Genomic DNA, 18564 nt, shown 5'->3' with positions numbered 1-18564 from the left:
AGCCGCCATATCCGATTGATGAATATCTGGTATCACGACAATCAAGCAGACTGCCATGCTGCAGTGCGATATAGTGTTCCTGTCTCCTCCAACACCTCTCAAGGTTTGGATTCAGCCCGCAACGGAAGTTAGCGGGCTTTTTTTTTGTCCAAAAATCATCTGCTGCAAAGCAGCGCCGGCCGGCCGATACCCAAACACGTATCTGAAACAGAAAATAATTCATTTGAAACCGCCTGGTTTCCGTCCTAGGATGGTCGCGCCTTTCGAACGTTTTATCTATCTAAAAACATAAAAACGGAGACAGCATGAAAATGACACGCAGAACAGTATTGGGTGCGGCGCTTTGCCTCGGCCTGGGATTTGGAGTCGCCGCCAGCGCCTATGCAGAAAAACCGCTGGTGCTGGGTTTTTCCCAGGTTGGTGCCGAAAGCGAATGGCGCACCGCGAACACCGCGTCGATCAAGGATGCGGCGAAACAGGCCGGCGTGACGCTCAAGTTCGCCGATGCCCAGCAAAAGCAGGAAAACCAGGTGAAGGCGATTCGTTCCTTCATCGCGCAAAAGGTCGATGTCATTGCATTTTCCCCGGTGGTCGAGTCGGGCTGGGACACTGTCTTGCGTGAAGCGAAAGCCGCCAAGATCCCGGTCATCCTGACCGACCGCGCAGTCGACGCCAGCGACAAATCCCTGTATGTGACTTTCATCGGCTCGGATTTTGTTGAAGAGGGCCGCCGCGCCGGACGCTGGCTGCTGGAACGGGCCAAGACCATGCCCGCCGGCGACATCAACATCGTTGAATTGCAGGGGACAGTCGGTTCCGCTCCCGCCATTGACCGCAAGGCAGGTTTTGCAGAAACCATCGCCGCCAACCCGAAACTGAAAATCATCCGCTCGCAAACCGGCGACTTTACCCGCGCCAAGGGCAAGGAAGTGATGGAAGCCTTCCTCAAAACCGACGGCAAGAAAATCAATGTCCTGTACGCGCATAACGACGACATGGCGATCGGCGCCATACAGGCCATCGAAGAAGCTGGCCTGAAACCGGGCAAGGATATATTGGTGATCTCGGTCGATGGCGTCAAGGGCGCGTTTGAAGCGATGATGGCAGGCAAGCTCAACGTGACGGTCGAATGCAGCCCTCTGCTTGGACCGCAGCTCATGAAGGTCGCAAAACAGGTGCTTGCCGGCGAGACCGTTCCCAAGCGCATTACGACCGAGGAGAGCGTGTTTCCGGCCGAAGTGGCAGCCAAGGAATTCCCGAACCGCAAGTACTAAGGTTTTCTACGAAAGGCGGCGGGCGGATCGCTCGCCGCATCGGGCATGCCTGGCCGGTCGGCATGGCTTCGCATGAGAAATTCGGGATCGTAAGCGGATGAATAAAACAGCAACAGGCGCTGCCGGCCAGGCAGCGGACGGCGTTGCACCGACGCTGGAGCTCAACGGCATATACAAGGCATTCGGCGGCGTCAAGGCGCTGAGCGATGTCGCTTTGCGGCTGTATCCAGGCGAAGTCCACACGCTGATGGGGCAAAACGGCGCGGGCAAGTCTACTCTCATCAAGGTATTGACCGGCGTCTACGCGCCCGACAGCGGCGAGATCCGGCTCGACGGCAGGGTCGTGCAGCCGTCCTCCACCCATGACGCGCAAAACCTCGGCATCAGCACCGTGTACCAGGAAGTCAACCTGTGTCCGAACCTGTCGGTCGCAGAAAATATCTTTATCGGCCGCTATCCGAGAAAGTATGGCGGCATCGACTGGAAGGCCATGCAGCAGCAGGCGCAGCGCTTGCTGGGCGACCTGCAGATCCATATCGATGTCACCGCGGCACTGGCCAGGTATCCGCTGGCGATCCAGCAAATGGTGGCGATTTCACGCGCCCTGAGCGTTTCTGCCAAAGTCCTGATCCTGGACGAGCCTACCTCCAGCCTCGACGAAGCCGAAGTGCGCTTGCTGTTCGACGTGTTGCGCAAGCTGCGCGGGCAGGGCATGGCGATCCTGTTCGTGACGCATTTCCTGGAACAGACCTACGAGATCTCCGATCGCATCACGGTATTGCGCAACGGCGTCCTTGAAGGCGAATACCAGGCCAGCGCACTGAGCCGTTTCGAACTGGTGAACAAGATGGTCGGCACGCAGTCGCAGCCTGGCAAGGAAACCGCCGGCGAGGACAAAGAGGCGCGCGCACCGGGCAGCGGCGAGATCGTGCTGCAGGCGCGCGGGTTGGGGCGCAAAGGAATACTCGCTCCGCTCGACCTGGATTTCCGCGCGGGAGAGGTATTCGGACTGTGCGGCTTGCTGGGCTCCGGCCGCACCGAGGCTGCGCGCTTGCTGTTCGGCGCGGACAAGGCCGACAGCGGCAGCATCCGCATGAAAGGAGAACCTGGCCGGTTCAACTCGCCGCGCGACGCCATCGCCGCCGGCATCGGTTTCTGTTCCGAAGACAGGAAAGCCGAAGGCGCAATACTGGAGCTGTCGGTACGTGAAAACATCATCCTGGCGCTGCAAGCGCGCGCCGGCCTGCTGCGGGTGATTCCGCGCAAGCGCCAGCAGGCGATCGCCAGCGATTACGTCAAATGGCTGGGCATCAAGACGCCGGATATCGACACACCTATCAGCTCCCTGTCTGGCGGTAACCAGCAAAAGGCCCTGCTGGCGCGCTGGCTTGCGACCGATCCCGCCATGCTGATCCTGGACGAACCGACGCGCGGCATCGACGTGCGCGCCAAGCAGGAGATCATGGACCATGTCATCGCCTTGTGCCGCAAGGGCATGGCGATATTGTTCATTTCTTCCGAAATTCCCGAGGTGCTACGCTGCAGCGACCGCATGCTGGTGCTGCGCGACCGCGAACCCTGCGGTGAATACCTGCGCGGAGAACTCGACGACGAATCGGTATTGCAGGTGATCGCCGGAGAGTGCGAATGAGTATTCCATTGAATCCCGATCCGTTGTCCGGCGCCAGGCTGCAAAGCGACAGCGGGCCGGCGCTGGCGGCGCGCCTGCGCGTGCTGCTGCGCAATCCCTTGCTGCGGCCGCTGGCGGCGCTGGCGCTGCTGCTGGCGCTTGATTTTTTCATGATCCCGGGATTCTTCCGGCTTGAATGGAAGGACGGCCACCTGTATGGCAGTCTGATCGATATCGTCAACCGCGCCGCGCCGTTGATACTGACGGCGCTCGGCATGACGCTGGTGATCGCGACACGCGGCATCGATATCTCGGTGGGCGCGGTAGTCGCCATCTCCGGCACGGTTGCCGCGATGCTGATCGGCGGCACGATGGAAATGCACAACGGCGTGCCGGAATATGCAAGCCGCATCCCGATGGTGTGGGCGATTGCCGCCGCCATGGGAGCGGCGATCCTGTGCGGCGTCTGGAACGGTTTCCTGGTCGCCACGCTTGGCTTGCAGCCGATCATCGCAACCTTGATCCTGATGGTGGGCGGGCGCGGTCTGGCGCAGTTGCTGACCGACGGCCAGATCATTACGGTGTATTACAAACCGTTTTTCTATATCGGCAGCGGTTATCTGTTCGGGTTGCCGTTTTCCCTGTTTATCGCCATCGGCGTATTCCTGATTGTCGCGCTGCTGATGCGCAAGACCGCGCTCGGCCTGTTCATCCAGTCGGTCGGCATCAACCCGGTGGCGGCGCGCCTGGCCGGCATCAGGACCGCTGCGCTGATATTTTTCGTGTACATGTTTTGCAGTGCCTGCGCCGGCGTTGCCGGCTTGATGATCAGTTCCAATATCAAGAGCGCGGACGCCAACAATGCGGGCTTGCTGCTGGAGCTGGATGCCATCCTGGCGGTGACGCTGGGCGGCACCTCCCTGGCCGGCGGCAAATTCAGCCTGGTAGGCAGCGTTATCGGCGCCTTGATCATCCAGGCGCTGACTTACACGATCTATTCGATGGGCGTGCCGCCGGAGGTGAACATGGTGGTGAAGTCGATCGTGGTGTTTGCGGTCTGCCTGTCGCAATCGCCGGAGTTTCGCGGTTTGGGGGCTGGATTGTTTAGCGGCGCTGCGCGCTCGCGTTCTGATAACGGTAAAAAACCATGAAGCTTGTCCGCCAGTCGCTGTCCTCGCCTTATTTCACCTCGCTGGCGACCGTCGCCCTGCTGGTCGTGATGTTCGCCCTGGGGTCGTTCGCCTACACCGGCTTCTTTTCCTTGCAGGTAGTGCTGAATCTCTTGATCGATAATGCTTTCCTGCTGGTGATCGCGATCGGCATGACCTTTGTCATCCTGTCCGGCGGCATCGACTTGTCGGTCGGCTCGGTGCTGGCCCTGACCACCATGATTTCCGCCTACCTGCTGCAATCGTGGCACTGGCCGCCGCTGCTGGTGATCGCCTGCGTGCTGCTGATCGGCAGCGCGTTCGGCGCATTGATGGGAGCGCTGATCCATTTCTTCAAGCTGCAGGCTTTCATCGTGACCTTGGCCGGGATGTTTCTGGCGCGCGGACTGTGCTACCTGATCAGCATCAATTCGATCACGATCGACCAGCCCTTGTATGTGACCCTGTCGCAGGCGCGCATCGGCATTTTCGGCGCCTTTGTTTCGCCTAGCGTGGTGATCGCCATGCTGATGCTCGCACTGGCCATCTACATCGCTCACTACACGCGCTTCGGACGCGCGGTTTACGCCATCGGCGGCAACGAACAGTCGGCGCTGCTGATGGGATTGGCGGTAGGGCGCACCAAGGTGATGGTGTATGCCTTCAGCGGCTTTTGCGCGGCCCTGGCCGGGGTCCTGTTTTCGTTCTACATGTTGTCCGGTTATGGCTTGCATGCGCAAGGCACGGAGCTGGATGCGATTGCAGCGGTGGTGATCGGCGGCACCTTGCTGACCGGCGGTTATGGGTACGTCGCCGGGACCTTGACCGGCGTGCTGATCCTGGGCCTGATCCAGACCTTGATCGCATTCGACGGCACCTTGAGCTCATGGTGGACCAAGATCGTGATCGGCGTGCTGCTGTTTGTGTTCTGCATGGCGCAGCGTTTGATGTCCCTGGGAGCAGCCGGCAGCGCCTCCGCCGCGCCTGTTGCCGCGGCGGCTTGATCGCGCTTCAAATCAAAAAAGCCCGATTTCTTGTATCCTGATACGCTTGCCGTCAATCGCGCGGCGCATGGCCCGTGAGCAGACGTATTTTCGGAGACGATGTTGGCACAGAAAAAAATCCAGGCCGTGTACATGCGCGGCGGTACGAGCAAAGGCGTGTTCTTCCATAAAGACTGGCTGCCGGCCGATCCAGCGCTGCGCGACCGCATATTGCTGCGCGTGATGGGCAGCCCGGATCCCTACGGCCAGCAAATCGACGGTATGGGAGGCGCAACTTCGAGCACCAGCAAGGTTGTGCTGGTAAGCCCGTCCGCGCGCACCGGCTGCGATGTCGACTATCTGTTCGGACAGGTGGCGATTGACAAGGCGATGATCGACTGGTCAGGCAACTGCGGCAACCTGACGGCGGCAGTCGGGCCGTTTGCCATCGCACAAGGACTGGTGGCAGGGGTTCCGCGCGATGGCATCGCCATTGTCCATATCTGGCAGGCGAACATTGACGCAAAAATCATCGCCCACGTGCCGATGCGGGACGGCGCCGTGGCGGAAGAGGGCGATTTTGAGCTGGATGGCGTCACCTTCCCGGCAGCCGAGATCAAGATCGAATTTCTGGATCCGAGCGGTGAAGGAGATGAAGGCGGCGTCGGCGGCATGTTTCCAAGCGGATCGCCGGTCGATGTGCTGGAGGTGCCAGGCGTCGGCCCGGTCGAGCTGACCATGATCAATGCCGGCAATCCAGCTATCTTCGTGGATGCAGCGACGCTCGGGCTGGCAGGAAACGAACTGCAGCGCGACATCAATGGCAACCAGGAACTGCTGCAGAAAGTGGAAACGATCCGCGCCTACGCCGCCGTGCGGATGGGGTTGGCAAAGACTGCAGAGGAAGCAACCCAGCTGCGGCCGCATACGCCCAAGCTGGCTTTCGTTGCGAAACCAACTGGCTATGTCGCGTCGAACGGCAAGCATGTCGATGCCGCCACGCTGGACATCAACGCGCGCATCTTTTCGATGGGAAAACTGCACCACGCCATGACGGGGACCGGAGCGATAGCGATTGCCGTCGCCGCGGTGATTCCCGGCACCATCGTCCATCGCCTGATGACGGACCAGGCGAACGGCAAGGTCCGGTTTGGCCATCCTTCCGGCAGCCTGGCTGTCGGCGCGGAGGCGGAGCAGCGCGATGGCGTCTGGGTGGTCACCAAGGCCGTCATGAGCCGCAGCGCACGCCGGCTGATGGAAGGCGCGGTGCTTGTGCCGTCGACCGTTTTCTCTGCCTGATGCTTAAATGCCGGTCCTGTGGGCCGTAAATATCAGCCTGAGTCCCAGCGCCGCTATGGCGCTTGCGGCGACCCGGTCGATCCACGTCTTGGCGCGTAAATAAAGTTCGCGTGGCCGTTTGCTGGAAAAGCACAAGGCGACGACCGCATACCAGCCGGCTTCCACCGCAAAAACCAGCGGCGGCAGGGCGAAGTAACACCAGAGGGGCGGGTGCTGGGGCAGCAAGGCCGCGAAGATGCTGCCATAGGCGACGGCGGTCTTCGGATTGCTCAGCTGTGTACTGAGGCCGACCCAGAAAGACTTACGCACATTTCCCGCGTTTTCCGCCTGGTTATTGTCAAGAGCAAGCGGCGCCGCTGCGCCTCGCCAGATTTTAGACGCCAGGTAAATCAGGTAAAGGCCGCCGGCGATTTTAAGGCCCATGTAAAGCCATCCTACGGTTGCCAGCAGGGTGTACAGTCCGACCAGCGCAATGCCGCTGAAGAAAACGCCGCCGATCCCCATCGCGGCAGCTGTCGCCAGGCCGTCACGGCGCGACAGGCCGATGGAATGTCTGGCAACAATGACAAAACTCGGACCCGGACTCATCGCCCCGATCAATAACGCGGCAAGAATGGCTGCGATGGCGGCTGACGGGCTCATTGGCGTTTCTCCTTAAGCTAAAGGTCGGGAATCCTGGATTAATGAAAATATACACGTCCTGTTCGAACGGCGCTGTAACCGGCGAGAGGCTGAGCGAGCCGGTGAGCGGGAAATGCATATTCCTCTTGATTTTTTTGCCGGATGCAAAGATATTCAACACTCGTCTAGCGAAATAGGCTCTATGCAAACCCTTCCTCTACGCCTCAATCCCGGGCAGGATTTACGCACCGCGCTGGAGCCGATACTGGCGGAACACAGCGTGAGCGCCGCTTTCGTGCTCCAAGGCATCGGCAGCTTATCCGTGGCGCAATTGCGATTTGCCGGAGCGCAGCAAGCCACGGAGTTTCGCGGCGACCTGGAGATACTGACTCTTGTCGGATCGCTTTCGCTCGACGGCGCGCATCTTCATATGACTATCGCCGATGCGCAAGGGCGCGTATCGGGCGGCCATGTGGCGCCTGGCTGTATGGTAAGGACGACGGTCGAGATGCTGCTTGCGTTGCTGCCGGAGTATCGTTTTGTGCGCGAACCGGATGCGGTTTCGGGTTTCAATGAACTGGTGATACGGCCGCAATCACATCCGGGCGGCGTTTGAGACCAAGCGGGCCTTGCCAAGGAATCGAGCGTATTTTTTGCGGGTTTCATTCGCACTCATCGGTGCTGTCAAAAGGCATGCCGCCATCTCAACCCGAAAGGCAGCTGCGGCGGTGCAAAAATAAAGTGCAGGACGCGCCTCCTGCTTTGCCCGGATGCTTTCGATGATGCGTGCAGCAGCAGTGGTTTCATCAGCATTGCGCCGCCACGTTCGACGGGGCAGGAAGTTTCGCCGATACGATCGCGTTCAGCCAATGCAGCCTGGCTGGTGAGCCGCCCCATTTTGTGGGAGCCGGGGACAACGCGCAACGGCCCGTCGCCGAGAGCACATTCATCGATATGAAACCGTACCGCGACCATGTCCTGGAGAACGCTGACGGGTGGCTGGACAAAAATGGCGCCTTCCTTTTCGGCCCATCCCGTAAGCGCAGGATGTTCAATTTTTTCCCGGACCGCTATGCTGAGATCTTGGTGAACGGGGACCAGCCAGTTCTGGTCTTTCGATTTTTCAAACAGGTTGCACTGTACCGCGACCGTTGCAACTGAAAGAAACGGGGTAATCAGCCGATGCGCACGAATCGTTTTTGCCAAATCCGCACACCATGCATGCTCGATTAAATTCCGGGTGCCGACGCCGTCCGGAGTGAGCTTTGGAATAATCGCTTCGAGCTGAGCGTCGAGCTCATGCCCCGATAGCGGACCGGTGACCAGAAATCCGTCATCTTCAAATTTTTCCGGGATCATTTTGGGCAGCCGGATCCTGCGCTAACGACAGCTGCTTGCGTGACTCGATCCATGCTTCCTCTATGAAATCTGGTTTCCTGCTTTCGGAGTAACGGATGCACTTGACTAGTTTATGCTCTCGACGCCGATACGGATTTTTTCAATATCCACGGTATTCATATATTTCGGAATATTTTTCCAAAGAGAATGATATCCGTAGCCGCCATCGGTGAGCTCTTTCAGTGCTTCTTGCCTGGTCCAACCCTGGAATACGACACGGTACATGGCGGTGACAACCCCGGTCCGGTCGGCGCCGTGCCAGCAATGCAGCAGCACCGGCCCGTCCTGTGCGCCGGCACGGATGGCACGCAGGGCTTCAATGATATTTTTGTCGCTGATTGACCAGGTGTTGATGCCGACCTGCACCGTTTTGATATCCGTATTTTCAAGTAATTCCTCGTCCGAATGGAAAGAACGCAGATTGACCACCGTTTTGATGCCGAGCGCATTGAGTGTTGTGATGTCTTTGGGCTGCAATGCAGCGCTGCGGTAGAAATTTTTGTCAATCAGATAGAGATTGGCTGAGGCATCAACCGGTTGAGCCCATTCCGGTTTTCGAGCGGAGGCGTGTGTCAGCTCTGCTTGCGCATATGGAGTAAAGGCGAGCACCAATTGGACCAGCGCGGCAAATTTGGCTAAACGTTTAAAGAAGTGGCGTGTCATTGATTACCGTTCTTGGTTATTGGCGTTCCTGAGGCGATCGCTCATGCCTGAAGTATATCTCCAGGCAGCGGTGGATACCCATTTGTGCGACAGCGGATAAAATGCCGTTTGTCTATACCTGACAGGATTACCTCCCATGAATATGTTCCTCTGCCGACTGTTGCTGTGTCTCGCTGCTTGTTCATTGCCTGCGCTGCCGGCTAGCGCCGATACTACAGTGCGCTCTCTAAGCCAGGTACGCGGCGCCATCAAGACCGCCGACGCGCGTGCAGCTTTCGATCGAGAGATGAGTGGCGCACCGGCGCCAGACGGATTCGGCCAGCAGCTGCCGGGCGGTTTCACGAAGGATTTCCTGGCCTTGCAGCTCGCACCGGGAAGAGATCCGAAGCGCCTGGTGCTGGCCGGTGCAAAACCGTGGCCACAGCGGCCAGGCATGTATGTGGGCGTGGTATGCCTGGCAGCGTCGCCTGGGCTCGCCGTAGAAGCTCTGAGACATCCGGCGAGTGATTGCAAGGGGTTTGACGACAATGCCGGTAACGAGATCTGGTTCGGCGTGTTCGAGCGTGGCGCTGACAATGTGCCGCGGCTTGTGGCCCGCACCGATGCCCCGGTCACGGTCCCGACTGATTGGGGCACGGCCAATAATATCGATACGCCGCAAGCCATTGGCTCCGAAGATGGCAAGGGGCCGGCCGCGGGCTTGCCGGAGAGCTGGCAGCGTTTTGACCTCGCGCCTTATCTGCTGCGGGACGGCGATTATGCGTTCGGCGTGCGGGCAGGCTGGTTCGAAGGCTACGCCGGCGGCGGCGCCTCGTTTGAAGCGCTGTATCTCTTTCACATTGACGGCAAGTCGCTGCGAGTCGTATTTGCGCAGCCGATGATGTTCAACAAGATGATTGCCGGCGATTGGCACAAGGACGGTACGCGCAGCCATGATGTGTCGGATGGCAGCAACTCGCTCGTGATACTTTCTAGTGCTACTGATGGCTTTCACGATCTGCAGTTGCGCGAGAAGGGCGGGAAGTCGCGGCAGACATTTCGCTGGTCGGGGGAAATGAAGTTTTATCAGCCGGAGTAATGCGATGTCGCCGCTATAAACAAGGGCGGGGTTGCGAAACATAACAAAAAGGCTCTCAATGCTGAGAGCCTTTTGCTTTGTGGTGCCCGAGGCCGGAATCTGAAATAGAGTATTTATACCGATTTATTAGTCATTGTGTAAATTTTGTGTACATGAGCGGTGGGTCTGATTTTCTGGTAACTCTAGCAGTAGCAATACAATCGGCGCTACGAAGGATATCCGCACAATTGGACACGCTGCGTGCGAACCCATTGATTCATAAGGCACACCAACGGATTATGAGTCAAGGACGCAGAATGTGCGCGGGTCGCAAAGTCGCGTAGTACAACAACTACTGTTCGCGCATCCAGTGCACGAAATACATTGGATGCGCCAAGTTGGTCAAAAAATTCCCCACTTAAAAGGGCCGCTTGGTCACTTAGGCAATTCTTGGCTTATCCGACGCTAATAACTTCATAGTGAATAGCCCGAAGTGATGATGCACGTTGGGAACATTGGATAAAGAATCATCGTATGGGTTTTTGCTCGCGTTATGCCCACCCGCAGAATTCTTCTGCTTCGATTAAACGGATGCGTATCATCCGGCCATACGAACGAGGACATCAGTCCTAGTTTCTCGTCAAAGCGCCCGCCGCGAACGATGATGACTCCATCGAACTGTTTGCCCTTCGCCTTGTGGATTGTCATGATTTGGACGCCGCGCGAGTCTTCGGCTCCGCCCAAGAGCTGATCTTGCGCCAAGGCAGAGTTGAACGCTTCTCGCGCGCCTATGTAACGGCCATGAATCTCCCATATTTCGGCAAGCGCCAAACGGATTCGCTTACCTCGATTGAACGCGACCAGATAGTCAAGGTGCGTGGCGACTTGTCGCAGTTGAGGATCCCCAGCGCCGCGAAGCAGATTCCGAACGACGTTCCAATCTTTGGCTGGATCGCCTGAATAGGTAAAGGAACTCAACGAATCCGTGATCGACACCAATTCCTTGACGAAGGCTGCCGATGGGATTTTCCCAGTGCGGATTTTATCGGCCCATTTTTGGAACCCCTCGGCTTTTGCCGTTCCGCGTGATCGTTCGATGTCCCGGAACATTTCGACGGCCGTCGCCAAGTCGGCGAAGCGTTCGCTTGGCTTTTTCGGCTCGAGAAAAAATGCTGCTACGCGGGCCGCCAACAGCGTGATGTTTTCGTCGAACAGCAGCTTGTGCTTGACCGGCTTGGGATCAGAATTGAGCGCGGCGGAAATTTTTGCTGCATCGGAGCCGTAATACGTCAAGATCGCGATATTCTTTGCCCATCCGCCGGTTTGAGCTTTGATGCGTCGGTGCAGTACTCCCAACGCCATCCGATAGGTCCGGTGGGGATTGAAGAAGCCTGCTTTAGAATTGTATGACTGGGATGACACGCCTTTGTATGGCCCGTTCCGTATATTGCCGTTCAGTACGTCCTGCGCAAAATCGATAATTTCGGAGTCTGGGCTGCGGTGGTTCTCTCCGGCTAGATCGATTTCGAGCGGCGATAGGGTCGCTTGGATCGCAGCAATACGCTCCGGACCAATTCCTGGAAGGTAGTCGAATATCTGTTGCTCCAGGTCGGCCAAGCATATGATCGTCGTTTCCTTGGATAGTAGTTCGATGCATTTCCAAGCGTCGCCATTGGTGTCCTGCGCCTCATCGACGATGATCAGAGGGTGTCGTTGGGCGATCATCCTGCGTATGTGGGCGCTGCGCTGGATCAGCGATAGGGCATTCGGAAAGAACAGGTCGAAAGCCATCTTCCCTTCTTCGGCGAAGAGCCGGGTTCTTTCGACAAGCCAAGCCTGCCATTTCGGATTGTCCGGCTTCCGATCCTTCTTCTTGATTTTTCCGAATAGGATCGCTTCGTCTGGCGGCAGGAGAATTCTCAGTGGCTTAGGTGAGCCTAGAAGGTAAGCATTTGAGGACAATATTTCCCAAAAGAATGAATGGAAGGTCTGCATGTTCAATGCGTTCCTATGCTCGCGTGGAACTTGAGCTTGGATGGCTTCCGCCACTCTGGCGACCGCCGACCGGGAGAAACTGAGGAATAGAATCGACTGGCCAGGCAGCAAGCCAGCTTCAATCCGCTTAACGGCCTTGCGCAGAGCAAGAGTCGTTTTCCCACTGCCAGGTCCACCCATGACGAGGGCATGGCTATCGCAGTCGAGGAGGCTTTGGCGAAGCTGGTCGCTATCCACGATGGTCGATCAGGCGGTGACTTGAGGCGAGGTTCCGGCGCTTAGGGCGTTTGCATCCGAAGCCGTCGGCGTTGTTTCAGGCGGAATTGGGTAGAGAGTATAAATCTGGCATAGGAATGTCGTTATGCTGGTTGGAAGTTGCTCAATAGGGCAGCTTTCCAAGAGGCGAGTCGCCCAGCCTGCCCCTTTTTTTCCCGCCAGCGCCTCTCTCGCGATTTTCTTCACTTTGTCATCGTCCGGGCATGCCGTCGGTATGGCTAGATTGCCGTTCTCGCCTTTGACGCGAAGATCGTCTAGAAATGCCCAAAGCGTTGGAACAGGAACTTCGTTGGCGAGCAGATCCTCGAAACCGGCGTATTGATGCTCGCAGTCAATGTCGAAGGCGTCCGTCAGTTTCTTTTTTTCTGCGGGCTCCCGCTTTAGATAGTCATAGAACGAATAGGTTTTTAAGCCGAGCTCTCGGAAGAACGTCCCGAACTTGATCATGTTGCTTTCCCCATCCGCATCGTAGAATGCAATGCCTGCAATGTCCAACGGTTGCCAGCCTATCGCGACCTGTTCCTCCAGCTTTCTCGCCACCGCTGGCAATGCGTGGAATTCTGTGACACCCTCCACGAGGATCACTCCTTTTCCCAGCATGCACTCGGTCAGGCCGCGCCGCGCAAACCTCTTGTAATCCTGATCCTTCAACCCGCTCGCGTCGGATACGCGTTTGGCGGAAACCGTGGCGTGATCGTCGCGCGAAAGCACTAAGGTTTGAGAAGGTTCGAAACGCTCAATCACATAAGGCGAATGGGAAGTCACAAAGGCCTGGGTTGTTTTTTGGAGAAGATAGTCGGCGATTCTGCGTTGGGTATGGGGAGGAACCGCGATTTCCGGCTCCTCCATCGCGAAAATAATGGAGGTCGGCTTCAGATCCGCCAGGAAGGAGAGCAGGGCGAGCACCAGTGTGTTGAGCGTGCCGGTTCCTGCGTGCTGGAACGGCACATGCTCCTGGCCTTTCGACATGGCGATAAAGAAGGACATTGTCTTTCGCAAATGCTCGCGGGTGAGTTGTGAGACGTGCAGCTTCGTGGCGCGGCCGTCCGCATTGGATGGTATGTATCGGCCGAGCCTCGATTCGACCTGTTGGAGGATGTCGTTCAGTTCAGGGGCGTCTTCTCCGATGTCCAAGTCGCGCAGTCGCGTGATGGCCTTTTCCCATAAGCCGGTCCGGACACCTTTCGCGCGAAGGATCAAGTCTAGCAGGGAGCCGCGTTCCAAGCTTAGCGCGCGGGAGCCGGTGCGAAGTGCGCGCAGGTATAGGAAGCCGAACATCCGCTTGATGTCTTTGCGGACCATCGACAACTCATTATCTAGGTTCAATGGATGCGAAAAATAAGTCGAAGCCTCGAATTCGTCTTCGTCGATGTTGTAATTCGCGATGGTTTCTAATCTCAAGCACGTCAAGATTTTGGGCGGGTTGGCTTGATCCACTTGGCCTTCCGCGAGGAGCTGCTTCTCGACGGGATTCCAATATTCCGTGTGGCCGCCACACCTGTTTTCTATTTCCGGACTCAGCCCCGTGAGGATTGCTTCGATGCGAATCGGAATGATGGTCGGAGGTTCCCCCTCACTGGCCGGCTCGCCAAGATATTGCGCGTTGTAGAAATCGAATTCCTCTACAGGAGGGAATCGATTTACACGGTCTGGCCCAAGCACGAGGTCGAGTGCCTCGCATATAGTGCTTTTCCCGACATTGTTCTGGCCGACTAGCAGGGTATGGCCATCAAAATGGAACTGGGCATTTTTGATGCCTCGAAAATTCGAAATGGTCAGCCGGACGATTTTCAATGTTGCCCCTTGTCTTCATCGTGAAGGACACTGCGTCGCTTATTCTAAGGAAGTCGACGTACAAACGGTTGGTTCGTAGGAGTGGCTACCTGCTGTGAATCTATATAAATCAATGCTTTATGCAACTCGCTATTCGCATAAGCAAGGCTAATCAGTTCAGTTCAAGTCCATTCTTGACCAATCTAGCTGTAATTTGGCTTCATTTTCTACGTGTGACGAATCGCATCCCACTGCGTCGCGCTCACAATATGCGCGAGTGAAATATCGTGCTTCAGGCGATAGATTAGCCATTTCTTTTTGTCGGCGGTAGAGGTGGTGGTGGCGGGCGTCGTCCGGTTGTCGGCGGATTCACATTGCCCCGACGCTGATCAATTTCGGAAGGACGTTTGAAAGGGCTTGGCAAAGGATTAGGTTGTTTTTGAGTCATTGCTCATCTCCTCAATATCTTTCAAAAATTCGACCATTTCCACTTGCTTGGCAGCGATAAGAATTGAGTCGTCATTTTTGAGTGGCGTTTCGACATTGTCGTCGTTCAACCAGGCAGCATCAGTTAATCGGAAATGGCCTGACGAGGGTTCTGTTGGCCATTCGATTGGATAGCCGGAAATCCTGCGAGAACCCTCAAGATGCAAAACAACATAACGGGCAAGAGCCCTTGGAGGTTTGATTTTGAATGCAGCATACCACTCAGATGGGTATGGCGTTCGAGACGTCAGACGCAGACGACGCGCCAAGCTAAAAAACGCGTCATTTGTCATAAAGAACGATAATACGATGCCGAAAATAAAAGCGATCGATGCTGATGCAATGAGTTCTGTTGAGCGATTCCAAATACCGAGTTGAATGTACCGACCTGAAAACAGCAATATTATTTCGAGAATCGCAACCAAGGCATTGACGATAAAACTGAAAATTAGCGCCTGCACAACTCTTTCGAATTGAGCTGGCTTCGTGTATGTAGTGAGACCGTAGACTACCCATGCCGTCAAAAAACCCGGCATAAGCTGAGTTAATAATGAAAGAACGTCCTTTGATGTCTCGCCCATGAAAGGACCTTCCCTGTGGATGATTCTTTATTGTACCGACTCGGTATTGCCAAACGGTCGTTGCCGATGAGGCAATTCCCGTGCATCAATCTTTAGAATTCAGTTTGTAATATTGATGCTTGTCGGAACTTTATCATGCAAAGGCACATGGCTCTCTAAAATAAAGTACCCCTAGGGAAAACCATAACCTTCATAACTTGTTCCGGGAAATGGCTGAAAACCCTTGGTGTATAAGGCTTTGCAAGATTCAGCAAACTATAACCTCGGCATAACCTTGGCATAACTTGGTTATAAAATTAAAGTTAACCTCTTTAAAAGTAATTAACTATATAAATCAATGACTTGGAATCTAGTTATGTTTGAGGTTATCAAAAGTTATAGTTCAACCATAACCACCTAAAGCCATATAAATCAACGGCTTACGGTGCATAAAATCGCTAGGTTATAAAGGTTATGCTTTCCCCGAGGTCAAACCTGAAATCGGTTTTCCACCGTTCACACCGCACCCTATTTTTACCCCTCTGCGTGCGTCGTTTTGCGTCATTTTTTTGCGACATATTTTGGCCCTTCGACGCCAGATTTTTCCTATGTGCGTCACTTCAAAAAATTTGAGTCGAAAGCGCCCAATTTAGCTGGCAGGCGTGGCGGGGGGATGACTGCGCGGTGCGACATGAAGCTGTTGGAATAATTGCCTTGCCCTCGGAACATCGGGGTGACAAGGCCCGTTGTGCCGTCAACGGTACCGAAAGAAGACTTTGAGAGGCTTGAGCGGAGTGCGGTGAAAATTGCATGCTCCGTTTTTAGGGGACGGCGGCGCAGCAATGCGCTGCTGTTACCCGACCTACGACTTATAGTCTGGGTCAATCGATTAGTTATCTATCTTGCCATTTTGCCCATACTCTGTAGAATTGATTCAACACAATTGTCAGGGGCATACATGGCATTACGAAAAATTATCGTGGTAGGTGATAAAACAACCACCAGCGGGGTCGTTCTGCCAAATGCGAATAGTACGTTTAGCGTCGGCGATGCGTCTCACAAGGTGGCTTTAATTGGCGGTCAGGCATCTTGTCTTGCCTGTAAGGGCACCGGAATTATTGCTAAAGCCGGCGGCCCGCGCCGTATGAATTTCATGGGTGAGGTTGCGCTGGAAAACGATATCGTTCTGTGCAAATGTCCCGAACCACCGAAGCTCGTAGCGACACTGCATCAAACCATGACTTATGACGATCAAGCTGAGTCGCTAGGAAGCGTATCAAGCGCCGCTATCGCAGACCAGCATGTAACTGCAATTCAGAAAATTCATGACGCCGGCAGCTTTGATGAAGCCGTTCATGTTTCTCAAGAGGGTCATGCCATCGATCTGGCCGGTTTGCCGTTCTTGATCGAAACCGAAGATGGGCGGCGTATTAACGGGAAGATGGATGCGAACGGAGAGCTGCCACGTGTGGCAACGGACGAAATCGGTAATTACGAAATTTTTTGGGGCGATGATGCCCTGGAGAGAGGTCAGTAATGGCGCATCCAGTACCAGCCGCAGGTCGCCATAAGGTTCCGACCAACAACACCCCAGGATCTGTCCTCAAGCTCCAAGTATTGCCGATTACGTTTGCGCAGCTATGGGACAACTATGTCAGGGGCAATCCATACGACGATCCAAATGGCGAGTACGAAAATCAATGCGCGATACGCATGAGCGCTACCTTGCACAAAGCCGGCATCGATATGAAATCATTTTCTCAGAATGTCGTTAAGCCAGACGTAGGGAAAAAGAGCATTGGTAGGATTCTGCTTGACGGCAAGGCAACGGCAACCCGAGCTGATGAGCTGGCGCGATGGTTGAGCATGAAACCGTTTGCAGGTCTGCCCGACAAGCCCCAGGACATTACGGGGAACGATTTTGAAGAGAAAATCAAAGGAAAGACCGGCATCATATTTTTTGGTGGCTATTGGACGAGAGATGGCGAGGCGGCAGAATCTGCATCTGGCGGACACATTGATCTATGGAACGGCTCACGCCTAACGAACAATGGTGCGATGGGAACAATGGAAAATGTGATGCGGTGGAGGCTCGGTATCCAGGCACCATGGATACCGGTTTATTCGGACCTGCGGAAAGCAAAAAAAATACTATTTTGGGAGATGAAGTGATCCGTAAAATATCAATTTTCGTTGCCGGTTTCTTGTTCGGTTTTTTGATCGACTTGATTCCGCGCCTTTCGGAATTGTCGCTAAACATCTATCTTTGCCGCGAAGCTTGCCCGTCATGGTTTAGAGGTACATCGATGGTTACATATTTTGCGATGCCGATATTTTGGGGATTGTTCGCAGTTTGGGCATATGGTCGTCCTGCAAGCAAGACAGGTAGCAAACCTAAAATTGTGGCACTTGTTGCCTCGCTTCTAGTTATCTTGCTTATCACCTGGATGGCGTATGCTTACCACAAGCAAATGATATAAGTGATATCGATTACTCAACTTCAAAAGACGATGCAACAGAGAGCAATTTGAACTGATAGCAACGAATAACCAAGCGAGTGAGGTTCCAACATGGAATGGTCCACGCCGGAATATACAAGGTCCCAGGTCAATAAGGCGGGCATGATCCTCGCATTCCCAGGGCAACTGGTAATTCCTTTGGCTAATGGCGCTGTCAAATTTGACGAACTTGACGACTGGCTGTGGGCCAACGCTGTACTTTCAAATTGGCGAGCATGTCACGGGTACCCGGTAAATACGTTTCAGTCGACACTGCGCAATAGGTTAAAGAACATTGATCATAACGCCATTGTCGCGCAGCGTTTGAAGCGAGCGCCATCGGTCATAACAAAGCTCCGAAGATATAAAAACATGAAGCTTGCGCGTATGCACGATATTGTTGGACTTCGTGCCGTCGTTGATACGATTGAAAACGTCAGGAAATTGGAATATCTATATCTCAGCAGCCAGTTTCAGCACCAACTAGTACATGCATACGACTATATTCAGAAGCCGCAAGCAACTGGATATAGAAGTATTCATCTTGTATATCGTTACAAAAATGCGAGGGTACCGTACTTCGATGGACTGCAGATTGAGCTGCAAATTCGGACTAAATTGCAACACGCTTGGGCAACTGCCGTGGAGACAATGGGAACGTTTCTTGGCCAGGCTCTGAAATCTAGTCAAGGCGAATCGAAATGGCTAAGTTTTTTTGAGGTAACCGCCGCAGCATTTGCTTGCATTGAACATTCTCCACTTGTCCCAGGCTATGAGCATCTATCAAATGGTCAAATATTTGAAGCTGTGTAAGCGTCGTGCCAGCGACGTCTTGAACCGGGTGTTGACTTGCCCGATGATGGCATCACACCGCTGGGAAGCGGCGTGTTTTTCAGGCAGGAG

At 55.1% G+C, this 18564-nt stretch carries 17 protein-coding genes; 11 read left to right on the top strand and 6 right to left on the bottom strand.

Going from position 1 to position 18564, the window contains the following annotated elements:
• Positions 1–305 precede the first annotated feature (305 nt).
• The 5 genes from BM062_RS04175 to prpF all read left to right on the top strand — a co-directional run bounded on the left by BM062_RS04175 (position 306) and on the right by prpF (position 6334).
• Complete coding sequence (locus tag BM062_RS04175; RefSeq protein ID WP_092393656.1) at positions 306–1274, top strand: ABC transporter substrate-binding protein; 969 nt, start codon at positions 306–308, stop codon at positions 1272–1274.
• Positions 1275–1371: 97 nt separating this feature from the next.
• Positions 1372–2925 (top strand): sugar ABC transporter ATP-binding protein, encoded by a 1554-nt coding sequence (locus BM062_RS04170; protein ID WP_092393653.1) that lies wholly within the window; start codon positions 1372–1374, stop codon positions 2923–2925.
• The gene (locus BM062_RS04165; protein ID WP_371326547.1) at positions 2922–4055 is read left to right on the top strand and encodes an ABC transporter permease; all 1134 of its coding nucleotides are present in this window, start codon (positions 2922–2924) and stop codon (positions 4053–4055) included. Before BM062_RS04170 ends, BM062_RS04165 begins: the two co-directional genes overlap by 4 nt.
• Positions 4052–5056 carry a galactofuranose ABC transporter, permease protein YjfF gene (gene yjfF, locus BM062_RS04160; protein WP_092393650.1) on the top strand — a complete coding sequence of 335 codons (1005 nt, stop codon included), beginning with the start codon at positions 4052–4054 and terminating at the stop codon, positions 5054–5056. The genes BM062_RS04165 and yjfF overlap by 4 nt, the downstream gene beginning before the upstream one ends.
• Before the next feature lie 99 nt (positions 5057–5155).
• A complete protein-coding gene (gene prpF, locus BM062_RS04155; protein ID WP_092393647.1) occupies positions 5156–6334 on the top strand; it encodes a 2-methylaconitate cis-trans isomerase PrpF in 1179 nt (392 codons plus the stop codon).
• 3 nt (positions 6335–6337) lie between these two features.
• Here the strand turns inward: prpF and BM062_RS04150 are convergent, their stop codons facing one another.
• Positions 6338–6976, bottom strand: coding sequence for a LysE family translocator (locus tag BM062_RS04150; protein ID WP_092393644.1), 639 nt, complete (start codon positions 6974–6976; stop codon positions 6338–6340).
• 181 nt (positions 6977–7157) lie between these two features.
• On the opposite strand from BM062_RS04150, the gene BM062_RS04145 reads away from it, so the two are divergent.
• Entirely contained in the window at positions 7158–7571 is a 414-nt protein-coding gene (locus tag BM062_RS04145) for a PPC domain-containing DNA-binding protein (protein WP_092393641.1), read from the top strand.
• Between the two features lie 68 nt (positions 7572–7639).
• On the opposite strand, the gene BM062_RS04140 is transcribed toward BM062_RS04145, so the two are convergent.
• Positions 7640–8314 carry a phytanoyl-CoA dioxygenase family protein gene (locus BM062_RS04140; RefSeq protein WP_092393638.1) on the bottom strand — a complete coding sequence of 225 codons (675 nt, stop codon included), beginning with the start codon at positions 8312–8314 and terminating at the stop codon, positions 7640–7642.
• A 105-nt stretch (positions 8315–8419) separates the two neighbouring features.
• A complete protein-coding gene (locus BM062_RS04135; protein WP_092393635.1) occupies positions 8420–9016 on the bottom strand; it encodes a tyrosine-protein phosphatase in 597 nt (198 codons plus the stop codon).
• A 136-nt stretch (positions 9017–9152) separates the two neighbouring features.
• Between BM062_RS04135 and BM062_RS04130 the strand changes: the two genes are divergently transcribed.
• Positions 9153–10094, top strand: a complete 942-nt coding sequence (locus BM062_RS04130) for a hypothetical protein (RefSeq protein ID WP_092393632.1) — start codon at positions 9153–9155, stop codon at positions 10092–10094.
• A 453-nt stretch (positions 10095–10547) separates the two neighbouring features.
• Here BM062_RS04130 and BM062_RS04125 read toward each other — a convergent pair whose 3' ends face one another.
• The 3 genes from BM062_RS04125 to BM062_RS04115 all read right to left on the bottom strand — a co-directional run bounded on the left by BM062_RS04125 (position 10548) and on the right by BM062_RS04115 (position 15184).
• Positions 10548–12305, bottom strand: coding sequence for a UvrD-helicase domain-containing protein (locus tag BM062_RS04125; RefSeq protein WP_254784905.1), 1758 nt, complete (start codon positions 12303–12305; stop codon positions 10548–10550).
• Between the two features lie 9 nt (positions 12306–12314).
• A complete protein-coding gene (locus tag BM062_RS04120; protein ID WP_092393626.1) occupies positions 12315–14138 on the bottom strand; it encodes an ATP-dependent nuclease in 1824 nt (607 codons plus the stop codon).
• 407 nt (positions 14139–14545) lie between these two features.
• Positions 14546–15184 (bottom strand): DUF6338 family protein, encoded by a 639-nt coding sequence (locus tag BM062_RS04115; RefSeq protein WP_139219992.1) that lies wholly within the window; start codon positions 15182–15184, stop codon positions 14546–14548.
• 937 nt (positions 15185–16121) lie between these two features.
• Here BM062_RS04115 and BM062_RS04110 point away from each other — a divergent pair.
• The 4 genes from BM062_RS04110 to BM062_RS04100 all read left to right on the top strand — a co-directional run bounded on the left by BM062_RS04110 (position 16122) and on the right by BM062_RS04100 (position 18474).
• Positions 16122–16700, top strand: a complete 579-nt coding sequence (locus BM062_RS04110) for a PAAR domain-containing protein (RefSeq protein WP_092393620.1) — start codon at positions 16122–16124, stop codon at positions 16698–16700.
• Complete coding sequence (locus BM062_RS04105; RefSeq protein WP_092393617.1) at positions 16700–17335, top strand: type VI secretion system amidase effector protein Tae4; 636 nt, start codon at positions 16700–16702, stop codon at positions 17333–17335. The genes BM062_RS04110 and BM062_RS04105 overlap by 1 nt, the downstream gene beginning before the upstream one ends.
• Positions 17332–17643, top strand: a complete 312-nt coding sequence (locus tag BM062_RS24945; protein ID WP_175500882.1) for a hypothetical protein — start codon at positions 17332–17334, stop codon at positions 17641–17643. Before BM062_RS04105 ends, BM062_RS24945 begins: the two co-directional genes overlap by 4 nt.
• Positions 17644–17733: 90 nt before the next feature.
• Positions 17734–18474 carry a RelA/SpoT domain-containing protein gene (locus tag BM062_RS04100; RefSeq protein ID WP_092393614.1) on the top strand — a complete coding sequence of 247 codons (741 nt, stop codon included), beginning with the start codon at positions 17734–17736 and terminating at the stop codon, positions 18472–18474.
• The last annotated feature ends 90 nt before the right edge of the window (positions 18475–18564 follow it).

The sequence above is a fragment of the Collimonas sp. OK412 genome (assembly GCF_900112135.1).
Classification (GTDB): Bacteria; Pseudomonadota; Gammaproteobacteria; order Burkholderiales; family Burkholderiaceae_D; genus Collimonas; species Collimonas rhizosphaerae.
The sequence above is the reverse complement of the archived record's forward strand: the minus strand, read 5'-3'. Positions and strand labels throughout refer to the sequence as shown.